The sequence below is a fragment of the Okibacterium sp. AC114 genome (assembly GCF_979253355.1).
The window spans coordinates 2771866-2793062 of record NZ_CEEDBR010000001.1 but is presented as its reverse complement, the minus strand read 5'-3'; the positions used below and the strand labels follow the sequence as shown (position 1 = coordinate 2793062).

Sequence of the window (21197 nt, the reverse complement as noted above, 5' to 3'; positions counted from 1 at the left end):
TTCGATACAATCGTGTATCGCAAACGTTCGTTCGCGGTGTCAGGAAGGATTCAGGATGACGACCCAGCCCGTAGACGTGGAACCCGCTGTCGAATCCGCTCGCCGCCAGAAGACGCGCGAACGCCTCATGGATGCCGCCTTCGATGTCTTCGCCGAACAGGGTGTGCACGCCGCATCCATCGAGGCCGTCACCGAACGCGCCGGCTTTACACGCGGTGCCTTCTACTCCAACTTCGCGAGCAAGGAGGAGCTCTTCTTCGCTCTGGCTGAGCGCGAGAACAGCGTGCGCCTCGATCGCCTGCAGGAGGGGATCGACATCATCTTCCCCACGCTCGGCACACCGGTCGAGTCCCTTGACATCGAGGCGGTCGCCGAAATCGTCGACCGTTTCATGCTGCTGCAACCCAACGACCGGCACTGGTGCATCGTCGAGTCCGAGTTCCGGACGCTCGCCTTGCGCAGCCCCGAGGTCGCCGCGCGCTACATCGACTACGAGACCCGCATCGACACGCGTCTCGCCCGCCTGCTCGAAGACGCCGTCGGCACGGTCGGCCTGCGCTTCACGATCGACTCGCTGCAGGCCACGCGCATCATCACGACTCTCGCCCAGCAGGCCACCTACGACGCCATCCTCGCCGGCCCGGATGTCGCCACCGACGACCTGGCCCGCGCAAACGCGCGTCGCGTCCTCCCCGCCGTCCTCCTCGGCCTCACCGAGCCCGTCGCCTGACCGGGAGCGTTCGTCGCAACGCCGTGAGGTGCGGCATCCGGATGCTTCTTAACGGAGAAGGCCCCGACCAGATGGTCGGGGCCTTCTCTGAATGAGCGAGTGGATTTAGCCGACGGTCGGGCCGAAGAGCGCGGGCAGCGTGGCACGGTGCGTGCTGCGCAGCTCGTCGACGGTGAGCGTGAACTGGTCCTGGATCTCGAGGGACGCGGGCGTGCCGGCATCCGCCTTGACCGTGACACCGATGCGCAGGACGGGGTAGCCGCGCCCCTCGCACAGGCCGCGGAACTTGACGTCGTCTTCGCGGGGAACCGACACGATGACGCGACCGGTGGACTCGGAGAAGAGCGCCGTCGAGGCGTCGACACCGTCGCGGTCCATGATCTCGCCCAGCCAGACGCGCGCGCCCACACCGAAACGCATGACGCTCTCGGCGAGGGCCTGCGCGAGGCCGCCATCGGCGAGGTCGTGCGCCGAACCGATGAGGGCCGACTGCGCGCCAGCGTGCAGCAGACCGGCGAGGTCCTTCTCGGCCTGCAGGTCGACGCGCGGGGGCAGTCCGCCCAGGTGGCCGTGGATGGTGCCGGCCCAGGCCGAACCGCTCAGCTCGTTGGCCGTGACACCCAGCAGGTAGATGTTGTCGCCCTCGTCTTGCCAGCCGCTCGGAACGCGGCGAGCGACGTCGTCGATCACGCCGAGCACGCCCACGACGGGCGTCGGGAAGATGGGCACGTCACCGGTCTGGTTGTAGAACGACACGTTGCCGCCCGTGACGGGGATGCCGAGCTCGAGGCAGCCGTCGCTGAGGCCCTCGACGGCCTCGGAGAACTGCCACATGACCTCGGGGTTCTCGGGGCTGCCGAAGTTGAGGCAGTCGGTGACGGCCGCGGGAACGGCCCCCGTGACGGCCACGTTGCGGTAGGCCTCGGCCAGGGCCAGGCGCGCGCCCTGTCGGGGGTCGAGCTGGCAGTAACGGCCGTTGGCGTCGGTGGCGATGGAGAAGCCGAGACCCGATTCTTCGTCGACGCGGATCATGCCGGCGTCGTCGGGGAAGGCCAGGGCCGTGTTGCCGAGCACGTAGTAGTCGTACTGGTTGGTGATCCAGCTCTTGTCGGCGAGGTTGGCCGAACCGAGCAGCTTCAGGAACTGTTCGCGCAGCGTGGCCGGATCGGTGGGGCGGGGGAGCGCCTCGGCCGTGTCGGCCTGGAGTGCGTCGATCCACGTGGGGTAGGCGACGGGACGGTCGTAGACGGGGCCGTCGACCGCGACCGTGCGGGGGTCGACGTTGACGATCTCTTCGCCGTGCCAGTCGATGACGAGGCGGCCGGTGTCGGTGACCTCGCCGAGGACGCTGGTCTCGACATCCCACTTCTTGACGACCTCGAGGAAAGCGTCGAGCTTCGACGGCTCGACGACGGCCATCATGCGCTCCTGCGACTCGGACATGAGGATCTCTTCGGCGGTGAGCGTGGGGTCGCGCAGCAGCACCTTCTCGAGCTGGATGTACATTCCGCCGTCGCCATTCGAGGCGAGCTCACTCGTGGCGCAGCTGATACCGGCCGCGCCGAGGTCTTGGATGCCCTCGACGAGCTTCTCGCGGTAGAGCTCGAGGCAGCACTCGATGAGCACCTTCTCGGCGAACGGGTCGCCCACCTGCACGGCGGGGCGCTTGGTGGGGCCGCCGTCGGCGAATGTGTCGGAGGCGAGGATGGAGGCGCCGCCGATGCCGTCACCACCCGTGCGGGCGCCGAAGAGGACGACCTTGTTGCCCACGCCGGTCGCGTTGGCGAGGTGCAGGTCTTCGTGCCGCAGCACGCCCACCGAGAGCGCATTGACGAGCGGGTTGCCCTGATATACCGGGTCGAAGTAGGTCTCGCCGCCGATGTTGGGCAGGCCCAGGCAGTTGCCGTAGAACGAGATGCCGGAGGTCACACCGTGCACGACGCGCGCCGTGTCGGGGTGCTCGGGCGAACCGAAGCGCAGCTGATCCATGACGGCGACCGGGCGCGCACCCATCGAGATGATGTCGCGCACGATGCCGCCGACACCCGTTGCCGCACCCTGGAAGGGCTCGATGTAGGAGGGGTGGTTGTGGCTCTCGACCTTGAAGGTGACGGCCCAGCCCTCGCCGACGTCGACGACGCCCGCGTTCTCGCCCATGCCGACCATGAGGTTCTTGGTCATCTCGGGGGTGACCTTCTGGCCGAACTGGCGCAGGTACTTCTTCGAGGACTTGTAGGAGCAGTGCTCGCTCCACATGACCGAGTACATGGCGAGCTCACCCGAGGTGGGGCGGCGGCCGAGGATCTCTTTGATCGAGGCGTATTCGTCGGGCTTCAGGCCGAGGGCAGCGTAAGGCTGTTCCTTCTCGGGCGTCGACGCAGCGTTCTGCACGGTGTCGGCAACGTGCATGCGGGCTGGTGTGGTGGTGTCGGTCACGGGGAAGGGACTCCTAGGCAAGAGAGTGGATGCCGGACGCCTCCCATTCTAGGTGAGCGACACGTCCCTCCCAGACGCCGTACACGTGCTTGTCATCTTGGTTTGGAAGAATGCGCGGATGGCTTCGAGCAGAGCGGTTTCCTCCCCGCGCGCGCGTGCCGGGCGATCCGGTGCTGCCGCGTCGTCCACCATCCCCCGGGTCAAAACGCCCCCCGGTCAAACGGCCGGTCAGAAGAAGCGAGCGTCGGATGGCGTGGGCCGCCGTCGTGCGCCCGCAAAACTTGTTCGCCCCGCCGCTTCGGCCCGAGGAACAGGTCGCGGTGCGGCTGGCGGACGCGGGGCAGCGGGTGGCCGCGGTGCATCGGGCGGCGCAGGAGGTGCGCGCCCCGGCTCCAACGGGCGGCGCCCACCCCGTCCTCGCGGAGGCAGCCGTCGTCTGTCGCGCACGACCATAGCCGTTCTCGTGGTGGTCGGGCTCATGGTCACGGGCATCGGCGGGCTGACGGCCGCCTACTTCTGGGCGGCATCCGGCATCACGTCGTCGATGCTGGCGCAGCCTCCGGCGCCGCTGTCGACACTCGACCTGTACACGCCCGAACAGCGGGCAAACGCCGAGACGATCATCGACGTGGCATCCGCTCAGGGTTTGGGCGATGACGCCGCGACCATCGGGGTCATGACCGCCATGGGCGAGTCGGGGCTGCGCACGATCGACTATGGCGACCTGGCCGGGCCCGATTCGCGCGGGCTTTTTCAGCAGCGCGACAACGGGCACTGGGGCACGCTCGAGCAGCGCATGGACCCCGTGCACTCGTCGGGCATGTTTTTCCGCGACCTGCAGAAGGTGCCCGGATGGCAGGCGCTGCGCCCCACCGAGGCCGCGCATGCCGTTCAGCTCAACGCCGATAGCGAGCATTACACCAAGTTCTATGGGCCGGCTCGGGCCCTCGTGGTGGCGATTCTGGATGAGCGGGCGGGACGTTCCACGCCGACGCCGACGATCCTGCCGACCGAGGCACCCGTCTCGTAGCTCTCTCCGACGGCCTCGGCACTTCGGCGCGTTGCGGACCTTCGCTCGCCCGGCCCAGCCCGTAGCGTCAGTCCATGCTCCCAGCCGGGAAAACGCCGACAGCCCCTCGCCAGGAGTGCTTCGGCGGGCCACGATGGGACGATGATCTCCCGCGATTTGGCGCTCGAACTCCGCCAGGCGGGCCTGGTGTGGCATCCCGCATCCGGCGACCGCTTCCAGATCGACCTGCCCGATTCTGCCGAGTTCCAGAGCGAGGCCGACGTTTTCACGGTCAGCGATATGACCATCGAGGCGCATCACTACCCGGGCGGAACCGTGCTGGGCTTCAACGGCACGACCGAGTGGGCGCTCGACTCGGTGTCGATCGCCGACGCGCTGTGGCTGCCCCGCGAGGACCAGTTGCGCGAACTGCTGCGGGCCACGTTCCGGGCTCTGCGTCGCACGGTCGACGCGTTCGAGGTGGAAATCGAGTTCCGCGGCGAACGCTCGGTGTTCGAGCATCCCGAACCGGCCGAAGCCTACGGCCGCGCCCTCCTCGCCTTCATCGGCGCCTCGGTCTGACGCCGCCCCGCGGCGGGTGCGGTTCGCGTTCAGACCCCGGCTAGGTGAGGCCCGCGAGCGAGTTTGAGTGAGGAGTTCACGAACACGGCGGCAGCGACAAACAAGATGCCGCAACATAACCAGGCGATGCCCGGCGCTACGGGCTCAGGCCGCTGAGTGATCAATCCGAATCCGACCAACGCGAGATATGCCGCGGCCACGTAGCCCGCGAGAGGTTTCTCGGTCATGCGCCAAATGGGTCGGCGGCTCCGGACATCCTCGCTCGGCCCGCGGAAGGTTCGTGAGCAGAAGCTGACGAACAGCACGACCAAAACGGTCATCACGAGCGAACCCACGTTGTAGCCGCTGATTGTTATTGCGAGAAACCCGATCGCTGGGAAGAGGGCTCCGCATCCGACGACGAGCCCTATCTTCGCGGATGGCGATGTGATCCTGATCGACATAGTCTGTTCCTCCTGCTGCCTGAGGATCAGTGAACTAGAGGGCAGTGGGCCCACACAATGGCTCCGCGGCAGGTTGAGTAGTGCGATCGGAAAGATGAGTAGATGGCGCGGATGTGAGCGTCGAATTGCCCCGGACCTGAGTAATAGGGGAGCTGGAACGAGCCACAAAGAAGTGAGAGTGAGTACCGCCGTCTGAGTAGCCGAAGAGGGGAGGGAGCGGTCAGCCGCCGCTCGACGTTTCTCGGCGGCGGGTGCGGAGCTTGAGGAGGAGGTCGATGGCGAGGCCGAGGGCGATTGCGACCACGATGGAGACGATGACGGCGACGACGGGGCCGCCCGGAACGAGGAGGCCGACGACGGCGCCGACGACGCTCTGGTAGGCGGCCCAGGCCGTCGCCGCGATGGCTGCGACGCCGAGGTAGCGGGCGGGGGAGAGGCCAGAGGCTCCGGCCGTGAGGTTGACCGCCAGGCGCGCAAAGGGGATGAAGCGGGCCGTGAAGACCACGACTGCCGTGTTGCCGTGCAGGCGGCCGCGAGCCCAGGTAAACGCGGATTGGACGCGGCGCCCTCGCATCCAGGCCCAGCGGTCGAGGCCGACGCGGCGGCCGATGAGGAAACAGGCGGCGTCGCCTAGGAAGGCGGCGAGGGCGGCGACCAGGATGACGGCGAGAACAGGTGGTGTGCCCGTCGAGGCGCCGAGGGCGGCGGCCGCCGTGACGACGGTTTCGCCCGGCAGGATGACGAGGAACGCGTCGCCCAGCACGAGGACGAACAGCGCGGCGAGAAGCCAGGGGCTGCCGGCGAGTGCGTTGATCACGTCGTCCACGCCGGCCAGGGTGGCACGCCAGGGTGAACGCGGTCGGAACGAGGGGCGTCGAAGCGGATGCTGTCACTCAGCGGGCTGGCCCACCGGCCGATCGGGAGAACCGCGGGTGACCCGTCGTCGTGCATTCGGTGAACAGCCGACGAAGAATGGCGTGATCCGGCCCCAAAACGGGTGGGGGAGAGCATCCTGAAGACATGAAGGTCGCGCTGATCGCCGAGTCTTTCCTCCCCCACATGAACGGGGTCACCAACTCCGTTCTGCAAGTCCTCGCCCACCTCGCCGCCGACGGACACGAAACCCTGGTGATCGCGCCCGAGACGCCCGCGCGGCTGACGCCCGGCGCGTCGCAAGCCCCGGCAACCGGCATCGCCGAGTCGCTCGCCGCGCACACGCGCCTGTTGCGCTCGCTGCCGCTGCCCTCCTATCCGCAGGTGCGCGTGGTGTTCGCCACGACGGCTCGCCTCACGGGAATCCTGCGTGAGTTCTCGCCCGACGTGGTGCACCTGGCGTCGCCGTTCGTGCTCGGCTGGCAGGGCGTGTGTGCGGCCGACGCGCTGCGCATCCCGACCGTCGCCATCTATCAGACCGATGTGGTGGCTTACACGGCCAAATACGGGATGCCGCAGGCCACCACGTTCGCGGCCGGCCACGTCACGCGCCTCCACCGACGAGCAACCCTCACGTTGGCCCCGTCCTCCTCGTCGATCGCGCAACTCGAGTCGCTGGGCGTCGACCGCCTACGTCGCTGGGGCCGAGGGGTCGACGCCGAACGGTTCCGGCCCGAGCGCCGCAGCGACGCCTGGCGTGAGCGTGTCGCCCCCGGCGAACTCATCGTCGGCTACGTGGGTCGCCTCGCCCCCGAGAAGCAGGTCGAGGATCTGCGCGCGCTCGCCGACCTGCCGGGGGCCCGCCTCGTCGTCGTCGGCGACGGCCCCTCGCGCGCGGCCCTGCAGCGCCTCATCCCCGACGCCGTCTTCCTCGGCCACCTGTCGGGCGACGCGCTCGGCGAGGCCGTGGCCAGCTTCGACGTGTTCGTGCACCCGGGCGAGAGCGAGACGTTCGGGCAGACCATCCAGGAGGCGCTCTCGAGCGGGGTTCCCGTCGTGGCGACGGGTCGCGGCGGTCCCGTCGACCTCGTGCGATCGAGCGTGGATGGCTGGCTGTATCGCCCCGGGGACCTCGACGATCTGCGCGCCCGTGTCGCCGACCTGCTGGGCGATGCGGCCAAGCGCCGCGCTTTCGCCTCCGCCGCCCGCGAGAGCGTCCGCGAGCGCACCTGGCAGGCCCTGACCCGTCAACTGGTGGCTCACTACGAGGAGGCGCGCCTGCTGCGTCCCATCGACGACGCGTTGCTCGCCCGCGCATCCACCCGCCCCTCGGCGCCCGCCGCCCGATCGGATGCCGCAGCCCCACCCCGCTGGTCGCGCTTCGTGGCGCTCGGCGACTCGTTGACCGAGGGCCTGTGCGACACCTCGCGCATGCCGGCCGGAACCTATCGCGGCTGGGCGGACCGGCTCGCGCAACTGCTCGCGAACACCGCCGCAGGTCCCTTCCGCTACGCCAACCTGGCGGTGCGCAGTCGGGGCATCCGCGACCTGCTCGAGGAGCAGCTGCCCGCGGCGCTCGCCCTCAAACCCGATCTCGTCTCGGTGTTCATGGGGTCGAACGACCTCGTGTCGCCCGCCGCCGACCCGGTGCGTCTCGCGGCCGACATCGCCTCGGCCGTCACGCGTTTGCGCGAGGCGGGCTGCGACGTCCTGCTGGTGACGCCCTTTCTCCCGCGTCGTCGGGCCGCGCGCCTGCTCGCCCCGCGGTTCGCGGCCTTCAACTCCGAGCTGCGGCGCATTGCGGCCGAGACGGGCGCCATCCTGCTCGACGTCGAATCCCATCCGGCCATCGGCGCCATCGACCTGTGGGCTGATGACCGCGTGCACCTGCGCTCGAGTGGGCACCGTTTCCTGGCCTACCGCGCCGCCGAGATGTTGGGCGTGCCCGACGCCGAGGCGCTCGGTGGGCTCGACGCCGCCCTGCACGCCGACGACGAGGAGCCGCCCGTCGGCACGTGGTTCTCGCGCGATGTCGCGCCCTGGGCCCTGCGGCGCCTGCGCGGTCGCACAGCGGGCGACGGGCTCTCGGCCAAACACACCGACTACGTCATCCTGCCGACGAAGGATGGCCGGTCACGCATCGCCTCCGAGCGCAGCGACGTCTAAGCCCGGCGGGGTGCTGCCGGCCCTGCGAAACCGGTCAGGCGAGCGAATGAGCGGCCAAGCGTTCGACGCGCACGTCCGCGGTCTGCCGATCGCGGGGTCGCTCGACGCGTCAGCCGCCGACCGACGAGCCTCCGCCGACGGCCGAGCCGAAGCCCGACTTGCCCGACGACCCGAAGCCGCCCTTGAGCGGCGCGCGCTGGCCGGTGGTCGCACCGGCGGGCGCGGGGGTGACGACATCCGATTGCAGTTTCGAACCCGGCGCCGCGAAACCACCCGATGGCACATTGGCCCACCCGGCGACGGCGGGTGAGTTCCACCGCGAACCCGCGAACAGGATGGGGCCGAGCCAGAGGTGGCTGTAGTGGCCTTGCGGGTAGGCATCCGAGGATTCGCACAGGTCTTCGGGGCTGTCGGCGATGGTCTCGCCCTGGCTCTCGAGCTGCTGGATCTGCGCCGTCACATCGGCGATGCACGCCTCCTTCGAGTCGTACATGGGCCGCTCGGCGTTCTCGGGCATGACGTACTTCTCGCCGTCGGCACCCTCCAGCACGATGCCCTCTTCGGTGGGCGCGCAGCCAGACAGCGCCAGCACGGCGCCCGCGATCGACACGACGGCGACCCCGCGTTGGGCCCGCTCGGTGCGCGCGATTCCCGACAACGACGGCCCGGATGACGGAACCGATCTCATGAGGTCTCCTCGATGTAGTGCGGCAGGAACTCGGCCAGGTCGCCCGTGATGGGCCCGCTCGTCTCGCGCATGTCGATGCCGGCGGGTGTCTCGCCGACGATCCAGCTGCCGATCACCGCCGTCTTGCCGGGGATGTGGGCGAAGGTGGCACGCTCTTGAAAAACGAATCCCTCGTCACCGTACGCGCCCGTCGCGGATGCTTCCACCCCGCCCTCCGCGTCGAACACCGTCACGTTCGCGCCCTCGCGCCCGAGCCGCGGCTTCGACACGTAGGAACGTCCGGCCAGGGCATCCGGCGTGGTGAAAGCGGGCAAAAGGTTGGGGTGGTCGGGGAAGAGTTCCCACAGCACCACGAGCAGCTGCTTGTTGCTGAGCAAGAGTTTCCAGGCGGGCTCGACCCACTGCGTCGTGCCGCGGCTGACGGTAAGAAATCCTCCGAATTGTTCGGTGATCATCCACTCCCACGGGTAGAGCTTGAAGATCTGCTTGACGGGAACGTCGTCGCCGTCGAGGAAGCGCTGGCTGTCGACATCCCAGCGCAGATCCTCCATGAAGACGAGCTTGGGTTCGAAACCGGCGGCCTTCACTGTCTCGGCCATGTAGGCGACCGTGTCGAAGTCTTCGACGATGAGCGCGCCGTCGCCCGAGTCGTGCAGCGAGGCCAGGTGCAACAGCGCGCCCGGCGCCAGACCCCAGCGCGCCTGCCGCACGTGCTCCCACTGTTCGATGAGCAACTCGTGCAGACCGTTGAACTGGTCGGTGCCCGCCGGAAGCTGCCCCGCGGCCTTCACATCGTCGAGCCACTGCCACTGCGCCGCGGCGCTCTCGACCAGGGATGTCGGAGTGTCCGCGTTGAATTCGAGCAGCTTCACGCCGCCAGCCCCGTCGTAGGCGAGGTCGAAACGCCCGTAGACGGTGGGATCGTCGTCGTCCCATGAGGCGCGCACGAGCTCGTGATAGCGACCCGGGATGCCGAATTCCTCGAAGCGGCCCTGCCGGACGATGTGTTCGACGGCATCCATGCAGCGGTCGAAGAGCTCCTTCGTGGCGCTCTCGAGCAGCTCGATCTCGGGCATGGTGAAGGCGTAGGCCGCCGTCTCGTTCCAGTACGGCCGGCCGCCCTCCGATTCGAGGTCGTAGAAACTGAAGCCCACCTCGTCGCAGCGTTCACGCCACGCGGGTCGGGGCGTCTGAGGAATTCGCCGCATAGCCGCCGATTCTACGTCGCGCGGGTGACCGGCGGCTGCGTCCTCCGCGGGAACGCACGGCCGCCGTCGGTCAGCGCGGTCCTGCGTCGGCCGAGCCGAGCCCCGACGTCTCGCCATCGGCCGCCGACGACGGTTGCTTCGGCGCCGGCGCCGGCGCCTTGCGCTTCTTCAACTTCAGCGCCTGTGCCTCGACGAAGTAGTACGTGAGCGCCGACAACCCGATGGTCACGACGAACACGATCGCCAGGTTGCCGAAGAACCCGGGCAACGTGTCGGGCAGAGCCAGCCCGTTCACCTGCATGAACCGGATGACCGGCAGATGCCACAGGTAGATGCTGAACGACACGAGGCCGAACCATCCGAGCCCGCGCGAACTGAACAGGCGGCCCGCCCACCCCGGATGCCCCGCCGACCGCGGCGTCGCCGCCAACAGCAGCACGGCACCCGACGCGATCGCCACGAGGCTCGACGAGAACGGTCCCGTCATATCGGTCGTCGCGAGCACGAGCGCGCCGACGCCCACGAGCGCCGCGGCCCAGCGCCAGCGGTTGAGGCGCTTGAGCGAGATGCGCCCCGACTCGGCATAGATGAAGATGATGGCCGCGATCATGCCGTAGGCGAAGAGATCGCCGTGCACGAGGATGCTGCGCGCCACCACGGTCGTCCAGTTGGCACCCCACTCGAAGCCGAGCTTCTCGGAGCCGTCCATGCCGGCCTCGCTCGACAGCATCCACAATTTTCCGGCGATGCCCAGAACGGCGAAGAACGCGGCCGGCAGGATGCTGCCCACCAACGGGTGCACGAAGCGCCGCGCGAGCCAGGCGGCGCCGAACGCGAGCAGCGGCATGAGCACGTAGAAGGCGACCTCGACGCCGAGGGTCCAGGCGACCTCGAGCCCCGAACGCACCGTGCGCGGGAAGTAGCCCTGCAGCAGCACGGCGTTCAGCAGGGTGTCGCCCGCGTCGAGGCGACCGAACTCGGCGCTCTGGCCGTCGACCGGGCGGGGCAGATAGGCCACCTGCAGCACGATGCTCGAGAACAGCAGCACCACGATGTAGGCCGGGAAGATGCGGATGACCCGGTTGAGCAGGTAGCGGGCCGTGCCGAAGTGTTCGCGCCCGTCGAGGAGCGCCGCCACGAACGGGCGGAAGAGCAGGAACCCCGACAGGGTGAAGAAGAGCGTGAGGCCGTGGCTGAGGAACGACACCTCGCCGAGCGGCCACACGTCGGCGCTCGACCGGTTGAGGTTGCGCTGCACGTGGTAGACGAGCACGGCCAGGGCGGCCAGACCGCGTAGGCCCTCGATGCCGGTCAGCCGGCGCGCCCACTCGGGGCGGCCGCCGGCCGGCCGGGGCACCTGCGTGTCGGTCGTCACGCGGTCGATCCGGTGAGGGCTAAACCGTCTGCAGCGCGCGAATGGCGCTCGTGAAGAAGCGCAGGCCGTCGATGCCGGAACGCATGGCCAGCGTGGTGTCGGGGCCGAAACCGGCCTCGATGGCGTGTTCGGGGTGGGGCATGAGGCCCACCACGTTGCCGCGCTCGTTGGTGATGCCCGCGATATCGCGCAGCGAACCGTTGGGGTTGATGCCGCCGTAGCGGAACACGACGCGGCCTTCGCCCTCGAGGCGGTCGAGCTCGGTCTGCGAGGCGATGAAACCGCCCTCGGCGTTCTTCAGCGGGATGACGATCTCTTCGCCCCGCTCGAAGTCCGTCGTCCAGGCGGTGTCGGCGTTCTCGACGACGATGGTCTGGTCGCGGCGGATGAACGAGCCGTGGTCGTTGCGGATGAGGCCGCCGGGCAGCAGGTGCGCCTCGGTGAGCATCTGGAAGCCGTTGCAGATGCCGAGCACGGGTACGCCACGCTCGGCTGCGTCGATGACCTCGGACATGATGGGCGCGTGCGAGGCGATGGCGCCGGCGCGCAGGTAGTCGCCGTAGCTGAAACCACCGGGCAGCACGATGGCGTCGACGTTTTGCAGGTCGTGGTCGCCGTGCCAGAGCGCGACGGGCTCGGCGCCGGCCATGCGCACGGCGCGCTGGGCGTCGCGGTCGTCGAGCGAGCCGGGGAAGGTGATGACACCGATGCGCATGGGGTTAAGCTCCCGCGGGCGCAACGACGGCGTCTTCGGCCACGTAGATCTTCACCACGTCTTCGATCACCTGGTTGCTGAACATGTCGTCGGCCAGGGCGCGCACCTCGGCGAGCGTGGCCTCGGTCACCTCGCCCTCGACGGTGAGTTCGAAACGCTTGCCGATGCGCACACCGGTGAACTCGTTCTTGCCGAGCCGGTGCAGTGCGCCGGCGACGGCTTTTCCTTGCGGGTCGAGCAGTTCGGCCTTGGGCATGACCTCGACGACGATTGTGGGCACCTGTGACTCCCGGGTGTCAGGGGGATGGATGCGCCCAGTCTACCCGCTGCGTCCGCGCTGCGCCCCCGCGCCTCCGTCCCCCGTTTCGGCAGCGCGCCTCAGTGCCCGACGCCCGCCCGCAGGTCCTTGCGCAGGATCTTGCCGGAGGAGGATTTGGGGATGACGTCGATGAATTCGACGCGGCGCACCTTCTCGTGCGGCGCAACGTTGGCGGCCACGAAGTCCATGACCTCGGCGTCGGTGAGCGCCGCATCCGGCTGCCGCACCACGAAGGCCTTCGGGATCTCCTGCCCGTCGTCGTCGGGAACCCCGATCACGGCCGCATCGGCGATCTTCGGATGGCTGAGAAGCACGGCCTCGAGCACGGCCGGCGCCACCTGATACCCCTTGTACTTGATGAGTTCTTTCAACCGGTCGACGATCGTGTAGATGCCGTTCTCGTCCACCGACGCGATGTCGCCCGTGTGCAACCAGCCGTCCGCGTCGAGGGCTTCGCTCGTGGCCTCGGGGTTGTTCAGATAGCCCTTCATCACCTGGGGCCCGCGGATGAGCAGCTCGCCGGGCGTCGACGGGCCGGAATCGGTGGCCGCGACATCCGCGCCCGTTTCGGGGTCGACGAGGCGCGCCTCGGTGGCTGTCAGGGGGAGCCCGATGGCGCTGCGGTCGATGTCGGTGCGGTCGGTGGGCACGGCGTGCGTCACAGGGCTGGTCTCGGTCATGCCGTAGCCCTGGCAGACGATGCAGTCGAGGCGGTCCTGCACGCTGCGGGCCAGGGCACCGTCGAGTGGGGCCGCGCCCGAGAAGATGACCTGCACGCTCGACAGGTCGAACTGGTCGACGAGCGGATGTTTCGCCAACGCCACGGCGATGGGCGGCGCCACGAACACCCACGTGCACCTCGTGTCTTGCACGATGCGCAGAAACTCGGGCAGGTCGAATTTCGGCACCGTCACGAGCGAGGCCCGCTGCAGCAGTGCGTAGTTGAGCAAAACGGTCATGCCGTAGATGTGGAAGAACGGCAGCACGGCGAGCACCCGGTCGTCGCGGCCGAGGCTGATGTGCGTCTGCGATTGCAGGATGTTGGCGACCAGGTTGCGGTGGGTCAGCATGACGCCCTTGGGCTTGCCGGTCGTGCCCGACGAGTAGGGCAGCACGGCGAGGTGCTCGGCGGGGTCGAACCGCACGTCGGGTGCCTCGCGTCCCTCGGCGAGCAGGTCGGCGAGCGAGATGTGTCCGTCGGCTCCGTCGATCACGATGACCTGCGCTTTGGGGATGCCCACCTCGACGGCGGCCACGGCGGCGTGCGGCAACAGGGCCGAGACGGTGAAGAGCCAGTGGGCGTCGGCATCCCGCAGCTGGTTGGCGACCTCGCGTGCGGTGTAGAGCGAGTTGATGGTGGTGGCGGTCGCACCCGCGCGCAGGATGCCGTGAAAAACGGTGGCGAAGACGGGCACGTTGGGGCACAGCACACCCACGACGCTGCCGACCCGGATGCCGCGTGCCGCGAGTGCGCCGGCCGTCAGGTCGATCTGCCGCACGAGTTGCCCGTAGCTGGTCTCGGCACCCGAGGGTCCGTCGATGATGGCCGTAGCCGCGAGTTCGTCTTCGGTGAGGTCGCCGAACAAGACGTCGTAGATGGAGGCGTCGGGTATGACGAAGTCGTCGGCGGATGCGGGGGCGGCGTGGCGGCCGCGCGGCCGCTCGGTCGGGATCGGTGCGCTCATGTCGATCTCCTGTGATCGATGAGGTCGACTCGTGTTCGGGTGGGTCGACGGACTGCCGCGAAGGGTGCGGGAACCGACGTCGTCGTCGGTCTGTGGCTATTTCACCCGGGCGAGGCGAGAACGACAACCCCTTGCGCGAGATTCGCAGGCGGAACTGTGCTGCGGCGTGCTTCTTTTAGCGGCCGGCCGCGACGATGAAGCGCACACCTTCGGTGAAGGACTGGGATTCGAACGGCGTGGCCACGCGCACCGAGTGGGCCTCCCAGCTCACGGCGTCGGCGTCCCAGGAGCGTTTGATCCAGCCCGCGAGCGACGAACCGGGCTCTTCGATGATCGTCCAGCGGCTGGCGCTGACGCGACTGATGTGCGTTTCGACGCCGTCCACGTCGATCGTCCGTGTCTCGCCCACTTCGAGTTGCTCATCGTCGAAAGTATTCATCTCTTCGAGAATAGCGGGGCGGGCTTCGGCGGGCAGGTCTTTCATCCCTGTTCCTCATTAACTGGACGAGGCCGAGCGAGTGGCTCGGCCCGTCGGTGGTGCTGTGGTGCTGTGGTGCTGTTACGCGCCGACGGTCTCGCGGGCGGCGCGGGTGCGGCGTGCGACCGGAGCCGCGGTGGGGGCGGCGGCGGGTGCCCCGGAGGAGCGCGTCAGGCGGGCCGCCGGGATCGTGGCCTGCGTCGCGGTGGGGCTCTGCTCCGAACCCTCGGGAACGTTGGTCGGGCGCGGCTCGGGGATGACCTGCAGGCCGCCCGTGCTGTTGGCGCTGTGCAGCAGCTGCTCGACCCAGATGCGGTTGATGACGGGCTTCTTGCTGCCCGAGAACTTGAACTGGATGGGCACGGCGGGGTGCAACCAGACGGTGGAACGGCCGCTGCCCTCATAGGACGGGGTCTCCCACGACAGCGTGTGCGGCTCGTTGCGACGCAGCTTGGTGATGATGGCGATCTGCAGGTGGGCGAGCAGGCGGTCTTCGAAGGTGATGTTGGAGCCATCCGCGCCGTAAATGAGTGTTCCCATGGTCGTTCTCCTTCAGAATGTGAGACGCCGAGTTCTCCGTGCGTCTAGTAGCTAGTCTAACTAGCTAAATAGTCACGGACGCAACGAAGAGACGAAAGTTCACCTGCCGGATACCTCGGATTGCCCGGCTCGTGCGGGCGAAAACCCAGGCGGCGGGGCTATTCGACCGAGTCGATCGCTGCGCGCATATCTTCCAGAAAGCGCATAACGGTGACGGCGTCTTGCGGGGGGAGGGAGTCGGCGACCTCGATCAGTCGCGTGTGCATGGTGCCGAGCGTCGCGCGCACCTCACTGTCGGATTCGACGGTGGGGACGATGATGAGCGCTCGACGGTCGGTGGGGTGCGGCACTCGCTCGACGTGTCCGGATTTGGCCAGCCGATCGATCAAGATCGTGGTGCTCGCGGACGAGATGTTCAGATGTGCCGCCAGCTCTTTCGGGCTGACGGTCTTGCCGGCCCGCTGCTGCTGCAGCAGGTATTGCACGGCGACGAGATCGGTCTCGCCCATGCCCATGGCGGAACGTGTGCGGCGGCGCAGGGCACTCTCGGATGAGCGGTAGAGACGCAATGCGTTGAGGACGTCGACCCCGCGAGGGCTCGCGTCATCGTCGGAGTACCAATACCCCGTCGACTCGCGTGTCTCTTCTCGCCGCATAACCCAACCCTAGACGATCTAGTTACAAGACGCCCTATGCAAATGAGGGCTACCTAACTCTTCCGTGCATCCACGCTCTGTGCGGGGGAGCTCGAACGACCCGTTTCGCCGGCCGTGCCGGGCTCGTGCAGAGTGCGCAGGACGGCAACCGCATCGTGGTGCCAGCGACGCGCCAGCGGAACGACGGCGGTGAACATGGCGGCCTCGTGATTGGCGCCCTGATACTGCACGGCATGGGCCTCGACCCCGGCACGCCGCAAGGCCGCGGCATAGGCCTGGCCGTCGGCGCGGAGGGCGTCGTACTCCGAGGTGAAGACGTAGGCCGGTGGCAGGCCGCTCAGGTCGTCGGCCAGAAGAGGCGATGCGTAGCGCTCGCGATCGCGTGAGCGGTCGCCGAGATAGGTCTGAGGAACCGAGGTCAGCTCGCGCCGGGCCAGGAACGTGGGGATGCCCATGGCGCGGATGGGGGCCAGGTCGATATGGCTGCCGGTGAGATCGGTGACGGGCACCTCGAGCAGCTGCAGGGCGAGCGGATGCGCCATCCGATCGTGGTTCATCAGGGCCGTCGCCGCGGCGATGTTGCCCCCGGCCGAGGTGCCGTTCAGGGCGATGCGCGCGGCGTCGATGCCCAGGTCGTCGGCATTCTCCACGAGCCAGGCGAGCGTGGCATAGCCCTGCTCGACGGGCGTGGGGTAGCGCCACTCGGGAGCGCGCGAGTAGTCGACCGCGACGTGGGCGACACCGGAATCACGCGTCCGCAAACGGTAGGAGGCGTCGACGCTCGTCCAGTCGATGCCGCCCAGCTGGAAGGATCCGCCGAAGAAGGTGATGACGGCGGGAATGCGGGGGGCCGCGTCATCCGGCCGGTAGATGCGCACGCGCACGTCGGGGTAGCCCGGCACGACGACGGTGTGGTCGTCGGAGGCGAGCTCGGGGGCGGGCCAGCCGACCTTCTTATAGAGCTTGGTGTCCCATTTCTGCGCGTTTCGGTACTTCCAGGCCGCGGTCTTGTGCAGCTCCTTCTTCTCGCGCTCGCGGGCGCGCTGTGCCTCGCGGTCGACGGGTGTGTCCGTCGGCGCGCCGGTGGGGGTGGAGGGTGCAGCGGCCCGGCGGGCCTTCGGGGGTTCCGTCGGGTTGCCCACGCTGTCCGCTCCGAAGAGGAAGGTCGCCGAGGCCGACGGGGGAGTGGGGCCGGCCGGTGCCGGAGGCACGGCGAAGGGCAGGATGTCGCGCACCGCGTCGACGATCTGCGCGCGCACCCCGGCGAACGTGTCGACGCGTTTGGCGCGGAGCATCTCGTCGAAGTAGGGATCGAGTGGCATGGTCGTCCTTCCCGTTCGGAGCACCGGTCTGGCGTCCGGACAGCCTACCGACGGCCGCGCACGGGAGGAACGTCCTTGCGTGGCGGCGCCGAGAGTGCTGCGCATGTCTTAGTGTTCGACGTACCCCGAATACCTTTTTACCCGCCTGCCTTTCGGAGCATGATGCCCCTTCTCGAACCGCAACCGACCCTGCGTGGACGCTTCCGGGTGTTCTATCGCACGCAGCTGCCCTTCGCGCTGGGCGCGCTCGGCCTGCTCATCGCCGTGGCCGTCATCCTGCCCTACACGCTCAACGTGCCCATCCTGCTCATCGGCTTCGTGATCGCCGGCGTCGCCACGGTGGCCGCCCTCGTGGTGCCGTGGGAGAAGTTCAACCCGCACTGGATGCTGTTCGTGCCGGCCCTCGACCTGGTCGCGGTGGCCTTCATGCGGGACATCCTGCTGCCGTTCGTGCCGTCGACGGGCCTGTTGTGTGTCTTCCCCCTGCTCTGGATCGCCTACGGGTTCCGCAGCTGGGCGGCCGTCGTCGCCGTCGCGGGCACCCTCTTCATCGTCGTGTTCCCGTTCTTCGCGTCGGGGGCATTGCCGCGCACGCCACTCGAGTGGCTGAACATCGTCATGCTTCCCACCATCGCTATCGGCATCACGGCGACCGTCAACGTGGCGGCGGCGCAATTGCGGCGGGCTCAGGCGGCCGTCGCGACGCGCGGGCGCGAGGTGAACCGCACGCTGCGCCGGTCGCAGGATGCCGAGGCGCTGTCTACCGCGATCCTCGAAACCGTGAACGCGGGCGTCGCCTTCTACGACGCCGAAGGCAAGCTGTCCCGCTCCAACCCGCGAGCCGCCGAGATGACCGAGCGGTCGGGTTTCCGAGCCGACGTTCCGCCCTACGCCGGCCCCGAGGCACGCGAGGCCGACCGGGTGACGCTCATCCCGCTCGACCAGCAGGTCATCCCGAGAGCGTTGCGGGGCGACCTGATCAAGAACCACCTGGAATGGCTGGGGCCGGAGGGTGACCAGATCGCGATCCTCGTGACATCCGATCAGGTGCGCCGGCCCAACGGTGAGCTGCTCGGAACGGTCGTGGTGGGACACGATGTGACGGCGCTCGCCGAGGCCGTGAACCTGCGCGAAGAGTTTCTGGCCACGGTGTCGCACGAACTGCGCACGCCGCTCGCATCCATTCTGGGGTTCCTCGAGTTGGTCGAGGAGGAGATCGATTCCGAGGCGCTGGGGGTCGACGAATACACGGCCGTGATCCGACGCAACGCGGAAGAGCTGCTGAGGCGCGTGACCGAACTTCTCTCGGTGTCGGATGGTCGCATGACGATGCTGCTGACCGACATCTCGCCCGCCGAGGTGGTGCGGCAGTCGGTGCACAAGCTGGGGCCTATGGCGCGGTCGAAGGACATCCGCTTAACGCAGACCATTGCGGGCGACATTCGCCTGCAGGGCGACGCTCACCGGCTCGAGCAGGCCATCGACAACCTTATTTCGAACGCCGTGAAGTACTCACCCGCCGGATCGATCGTGCGCGTGGGCTTCGGTTTCGACGACGCCGAGGCGCGCATCACGGTGTCGGACGACGGGCGCGGCATGAACCGCGAAGAGGTGCGGCAGTCGACCGAGAAGTTCTACCGCGCCCAGGGCGTGCGGGACGACGCGGTGCAGGGTGTGGGCATCGGCCTGTCCATCGTCAAGGCGATCGTCGAGAGCCACGGCGGGCGCATCGAGATCGAGAGCACCCCGGGCCGGGGCACCACGGTCGCCCTGGTGCTGCCGAGGTAACAGGCTCGTCAGCTGGCGCGTCGGCTCTCGAGGACGGCGTTGACCCGCTGCAGCAATTCGGCCGTTGAACAGGGCTTTGACAAGAACGCATCGACGCCGGCGCCGTAAGCGACCTCGGCATCGGCCGGCGACGTCTTGGCCGTCAGCATGAGCACGGGCGTGCGCTCGAGGGCGGGATCGTTGCGGATGGCCGTGCACACGTCGATGCCCGACAGGCCCGGCATCATCCAGTCGACGATCACGACATCGGGGTGGATGGCGGTGACGGCCGCGAGCCCCGAGGCGCCGTCGGCCTCGCGCGACACGTCGTGGCCGGCCTTCTTCAGGCGGATGCTGAGAAGCGTGGCCAGGTCGCGGTCGTCTTCGACGATCAGCACGTTTGCCATCAGTGTTCCCCCGAGCGATTAGTTAGGTCTTCTAAGGTTACCGGGCCGCCTCAGTAATATGTGACTCCAGAGTTGGAGGAAGGCGACGCCTGTACCCCCAGCCCGGGTGGGGTGGTGCGGCGTGCGCGCAGGATTGCGGCATCCAGAACGCCGACGATGAGGGCGGCGACGGCGTAGAACACGAGGTCGAGTGGCGCGAACGTGGTCCCGAGGATGAGGCGCGAGAGCGGCACGGTTTCGGCGAGCGCGGCCGGCAGCGCGGTCAGCTGCAGCAACTCGACGGCGGCGGAGAGGAGGAATGCGGCGGCTGCGCCGGTCCAAGGGCGGAGGCGCGGGGCGATCAGCAGGATGACGACCGCGATGAGGGCCGTGTAGAGGGCGTCGGCGAGGGCATCCGCGAAGAAGCCGGTCAGGAGGTAGTGCGTGGCGAGGCCCGAGGCGAAGATGGCCGCCGCGGTGAGGATGAGGGGTGTGCGCCGGCGTCGGCGGGTCGGTAGCAGGAGTGTGGCCGAGGCGCGAGGTGGATCGCCGACGGGTGTGCTCGGATGCGGGGCGCTGGCGTGGCTCGTCATGCGCTCACGGTACGGCGGATGGCTCGACAGGACATCCGTCTGCGGTGCCATCAGTGCGTTCGTGCCTGCAAGCGTGCGTGCGTGCGGGGTCGGGTCAGGCCGGCGGAAGGGCGTCCTCGGGTTGCTGCGCGTCGACGAAGACGGCCGCGGTCCACAGGTGCAGTGTGGCGTAGCCGCGCCAGGGGCGCCAGGGTTCGGCCAGGCGGATGGCTTCCGCCGGCGTCTTCGCATCGAGAGCGCGCCTCAGGATCAGGTCTCCCGAGGGGAAAGCATCGTCGTCGCGCAGGCAGCGTAGCGCCACGTAGTCCGCGGTCCACGGGCCGATACCTTTCACGGCGAGGAGGCGGCGCCGGGCGTCGACGTGGTCGACGTGCGGGGCGAGTTCGAGGCCGTCGGCGAGCACGCGCGCGAGCGATTGCAGGGCGGCGACGCGGCTGCGCGTGATGCCGAGGGCCGCGCGCAGATCCTCGGTGTGGGCGTCGGCGACGGCGGCCGGGTCGGGGGACGACCGGAACCCCAGCGCGTTCACCGGTGAGAGCGTGGCGACGAGCCGGCCCTGAAAAGTGCGGGCGGCGGCCAGCGAGACCTGCTGCCCGAGCACCGTGAAGAGCGCGGTCTCGGCGCCGTTGACCGATCCCGGGATGCGCAAACCGGGGCGGGCGGCCACGAGCGGTCCGAGTCGGCCGTCGCGACCGAGGTCGGCGGCGATGCGCTCCGAGTCGGCATCGAGGTCGAGCCAGCGGCGCAGCAGCGCGACGACGGCATCGCGGTCGTCATCGTGCGAGAGCCGCAACCGGACGCTGAGGGATGAGGAACCCGCCGGCTCACCCCGCTCGTCGGGCCAGAAGACCGTGGCGACGGCAGGTCCGTGCGGTCCGTCGAGCGAGCGTGTCGTCGTGCCGGCCGCCTGGTCGACGACATCGAGCCCGGCCACGACATGCGCGTCGAGGAAGCGTCGCAGCGATCGCACATCCAGCGGCCCGTCGATGGGGAGGAAGGCGTCGACCTCGACGGGAGCAGTCATGTCACGATTCTCGCGCACTGAGGGCAGAACCCCTCGTCCGATACCCTGGAGCCGCCGGGGGGCTGCCGAATCCTCGGCTGTGAACGACGAGGGGACGGATGACGAACGCAGGCGCACCCCCTCACGAGCCCGGTTCCGACGCCGCGGGTGTTTCCCAGACGAGACCGACCGATCCCGCCGCGCGGGTTTCGACGGCGAACTC

Annotated in this window: 21 protein-coding genes; 5 read left to right on the top strand and 16 right to left on the bottom strand. The window is 68.7% G+C overall.

Annotated elements, in window-relative coordinates:
- Positions 1 to 55: 55 nt before the first annotated feature.
- Positions 56 to 730 carry a TetR/AcrR family transcriptional regulator gene (locus tag ACZ6IE_RS12950; protein WP_077054831.1) on the top strand — a complete coding sequence of 225 codons (675 nt, stop codon included), beginning with the start codon at positions 56 to 58 and terminating at the stop codon, positions 728 to 730.
- Between the two features lie 105 nt (positions 731 to 835).
- On the opposite strand, the gene purL is transcribed toward ACZ6IE_RS12950, so the two are convergent.
- Positions 836 to 3139: a phosphoribosylformylglycinamidine synthase subunit PurL gene (gene purL, locus ACZ6IE_RS12945; RefSeq protein WP_083710160.1), complete on the bottom strand. Its 2304-nt coding sequence runs from the start codon at positions 3137 to 3139 to the stop codon at positions 836 to 838.
- 490 nt (positions 3140 to 3629) lie between these two features.
- Here purL and ACZ6IE_RS12940 point away from each other — a divergent pair, with 490 nt between their 5' ends.
- Together ACZ6IE_RS12940 and ACZ6IE_RS12935 are read left to right on the top strand one after the other, a co-directional pair.
- The gene (locus ACZ6IE_RS12940; protein WP_464608290.1) at positions 3630 to 4196 is read left to right on the top strand and encodes a transglycosylase SLT domain-containing protein; all 567 of its coding nucleotides are present in this window, start codon (positions 3630 to 3632) and stop codon (positions 4194 to 4196) included.
- Positions 4197 to 4337: 141 nt separating this feature from the next.
- A complete protein-coding gene (locus ACZ6IE_RS12935; RefSeq protein WP_464608289.1) occupies positions 4338 to 4757 on the top strand; it encodes a pilus assembly protein CpaE in 420 nt (139 codons plus the stop codon).
- Between the two features lie 29 nt (positions 4758 to 4786).
- On the opposite strand, the gene ACZ6IE_RS12930 is transcribed toward ACZ6IE_RS12935, so the two are convergent.
- Positions 4787 to 5200 (bottom strand): hypothetical protein, encoded by a 414-nt coding sequence (locus tag ACZ6IE_RS12930; RefSeq protein WP_464608288.1) that lies wholly within the window; start codon positions 5198 to 5200, stop codon positions 4787 to 4789.
- A gap of 220 nt (positions 5201 to 5420) precedes the next feature.
- A complete protein-coding gene (locus ACZ6IE_RS12925) occupies positions 5421 to 6026 on the bottom strand; it encodes a DedA family protein (RefSeq protein ID WP_464608287.1) in 606 nt (201 codons plus the stop codon).
- A 194-nt stretch (positions 6027 to 6220) separates the two neighbouring features.
- Here ACZ6IE_RS12925 and ACZ6IE_RS12920 point away from each other — a divergent pair, with 194 nt between their 5' ends.
- Positions 6221 to 8239 carry a GDSL-type esterase/lipase family protein gene (locus ACZ6IE_RS12920; protein WP_464608286.1) on the top strand — a complete coding sequence of 673 codons (2019 nt, stop codon included), beginning with the start codon at positions 6221 to 6223 and terminating at the stop codon, positions 8237 to 8239.
- 109 nt (positions 8240 to 8348) lie between these two features.
- On the opposite strand, the gene ACZ6IE_RS12915 is transcribed toward ACZ6IE_RS12920, so the two are convergent.
- From ACZ6IE_RS12915 to ACZ6IE_RS12870, 10 genes are all read right to left on the bottom strand, one after another.
- On the bottom strand, positions 8349 to 8927 hold the full coding sequence (locus ACZ6IE_RS12915) for a hypothetical protein (RefSeq protein WP_077054840.1): 579 nt from the start codon (positions 8925 to 8927) through the stop codon (positions 8349 to 8351).
- A complete protein-coding gene (locus ACZ6IE_RS12910; RefSeq protein WP_464608285.1) occupies positions 8924 to 10135 on the bottom strand; it encodes a glutathionylspermidine synthase family protein in 1212 nt (403 codons plus the stop codon). Before ACZ6IE_RS12910 ends, ACZ6IE_RS12915 begins: the two co-directional genes overlap by 4 nt.
- A gap of 70 nt (positions 10136 to 10205) precedes the next feature.
- Positions 10206 to 11510, bottom strand: a complete 1305-nt coding sequence (locus tag ACZ6IE_RS12905; RefSeq protein WP_464608284.1) for an acyltransferase family protein — start codon at positions 11508 to 11510, stop codon at positions 10206 to 10208.
- A gap of 19 nt (positions 11511 to 11529) precedes the next feature.
- A complete protein-coding gene (gene purQ / locus ACZ6IE_RS12900) occupies positions 11530 to 12225 on the bottom strand; it encodes a phosphoribosylformylglycinamidine synthase subunit PurQ (protein WP_464608283.1) in 696 nt (231 codons plus the stop codon).
- 4 nt (positions 12226 to 12229) lie between these two features.
- On the bottom strand, positions 12230 to 12505 hold the full coding sequence (gene purS / locus ACZ6IE_RS12895; RefSeq protein WP_077054843.1) for a phosphoribosylformylglycinamidine synthase subunit PurS: 276 nt from the start codon (positions 12503 to 12505) through the stop codon (positions 12230 to 12232).
- 98 nt (positions 12506 to 12603) lie between these two features.
- Positions 12604 to 14229: an AMP-binding protein gene (locus ACZ6IE_RS12890; RefSeq protein ID WP_464608282.1), complete on the bottom strand. Its 1626-nt coding sequence runs from the start codon at positions 14227 to 14229 to the stop codon at positions 12604 to 12606.
- Positions 14230 to 14404: 175 nt separating this feature from the next.
- Entirely contained in the window at positions 14405 to 14713 is a 309-nt protein-coding gene (locus ACZ6IE_RS12885) for a hypothetical protein (RefSeq protein ID WP_464608281.1), read from the bottom strand.
- 75 nt (positions 14714 to 14788) lie between these two features.
- Entirely contained in the window at positions 14789 to 15247 is a 459-nt protein-coding gene (locus ACZ6IE_RS12880; protein ID WP_464608280.1) for a DUF7882 family protein, read from the bottom strand.
- Between the two features lie 158 nt (positions 15248 to 15405).
- Complete coding sequence (locus tag ACZ6IE_RS12875) at positions 15406 to 15903, bottom strand: MarR family winged helix-turn-helix transcriptional regulator (RefSeq protein WP_464608279.1); 498 nt, start codon at positions 15901 to 15903, stop codon at positions 15406 to 15408.
- Between the two features lie 53 nt (positions 15904 to 15956).
- On the bottom strand, positions 15957 to 17225 hold the full coding sequence (locus ACZ6IE_RS12870) for an alpha/beta hydrolase (RefSeq protein ID WP_464608278.1): 1269 nt from the start codon (positions 17223 to 17225) through the stop codon (positions 15957 to 15959).
- Between the two features lie 162 nt (positions 17226 to 17387).
- Between ACZ6IE_RS12870 and ACZ6IE_RS12865 the strand changes: the two genes are divergently transcribed.
- Positions 17388 to 19013: a sensor histidine kinase gene (locus tag ACZ6IE_RS12865; RefSeq protein WP_464608277.1), complete on the top strand. Its 1626-nt coding sequence runs from the start codon at positions 17388 to 17390 to the stop codon at positions 19011 to 19013.
- 8 nt (positions 19014 to 19021) lie between these two features.
- On the opposite strand, the gene ACZ6IE_RS12860 is transcribed toward ACZ6IE_RS12865, so the two are convergent.
- The 3 genes from ACZ6IE_RS12860 to ACZ6IE_RS12850 form a co-directional block, all read right to left on the bottom strand.
- Complete coding sequence (locus ACZ6IE_RS12860) at positions 19022 to 19399, bottom strand: response regulator transcription factor (RefSeq protein WP_077054849.1); 378 nt, start codon at positions 19397 to 19399, stop codon at positions 19022 to 19024.
- Between the two features lie 50 nt (positions 19400 to 19449).
- Positions 19450 to 19971 (bottom strand): ribosomal maturation YjgA family protein, encoded by a 522-nt coding sequence (locus tag ACZ6IE_RS12855; protein ID WP_464608276.1) that lies wholly within the window; start codon positions 19969 to 19971, stop codon positions 19450 to 19452.
- 94 nt (positions 19972 to 20065) lie between these two features.
- The gene (locus ACZ6IE_RS12850) at positions 20066 to 20995 is read right to left on the bottom strand and encodes an AlkA N-terminal domain-containing protein (RefSeq protein ID WP_464608275.1); all 930 of its coding nucleotides are present in this window, start codon (positions 20993 to 20995) and stop codon (positions 20066 to 20068) included.
- Between the last annotated feature and the right edge of the window lie 202 nt (positions 20996 to 21197).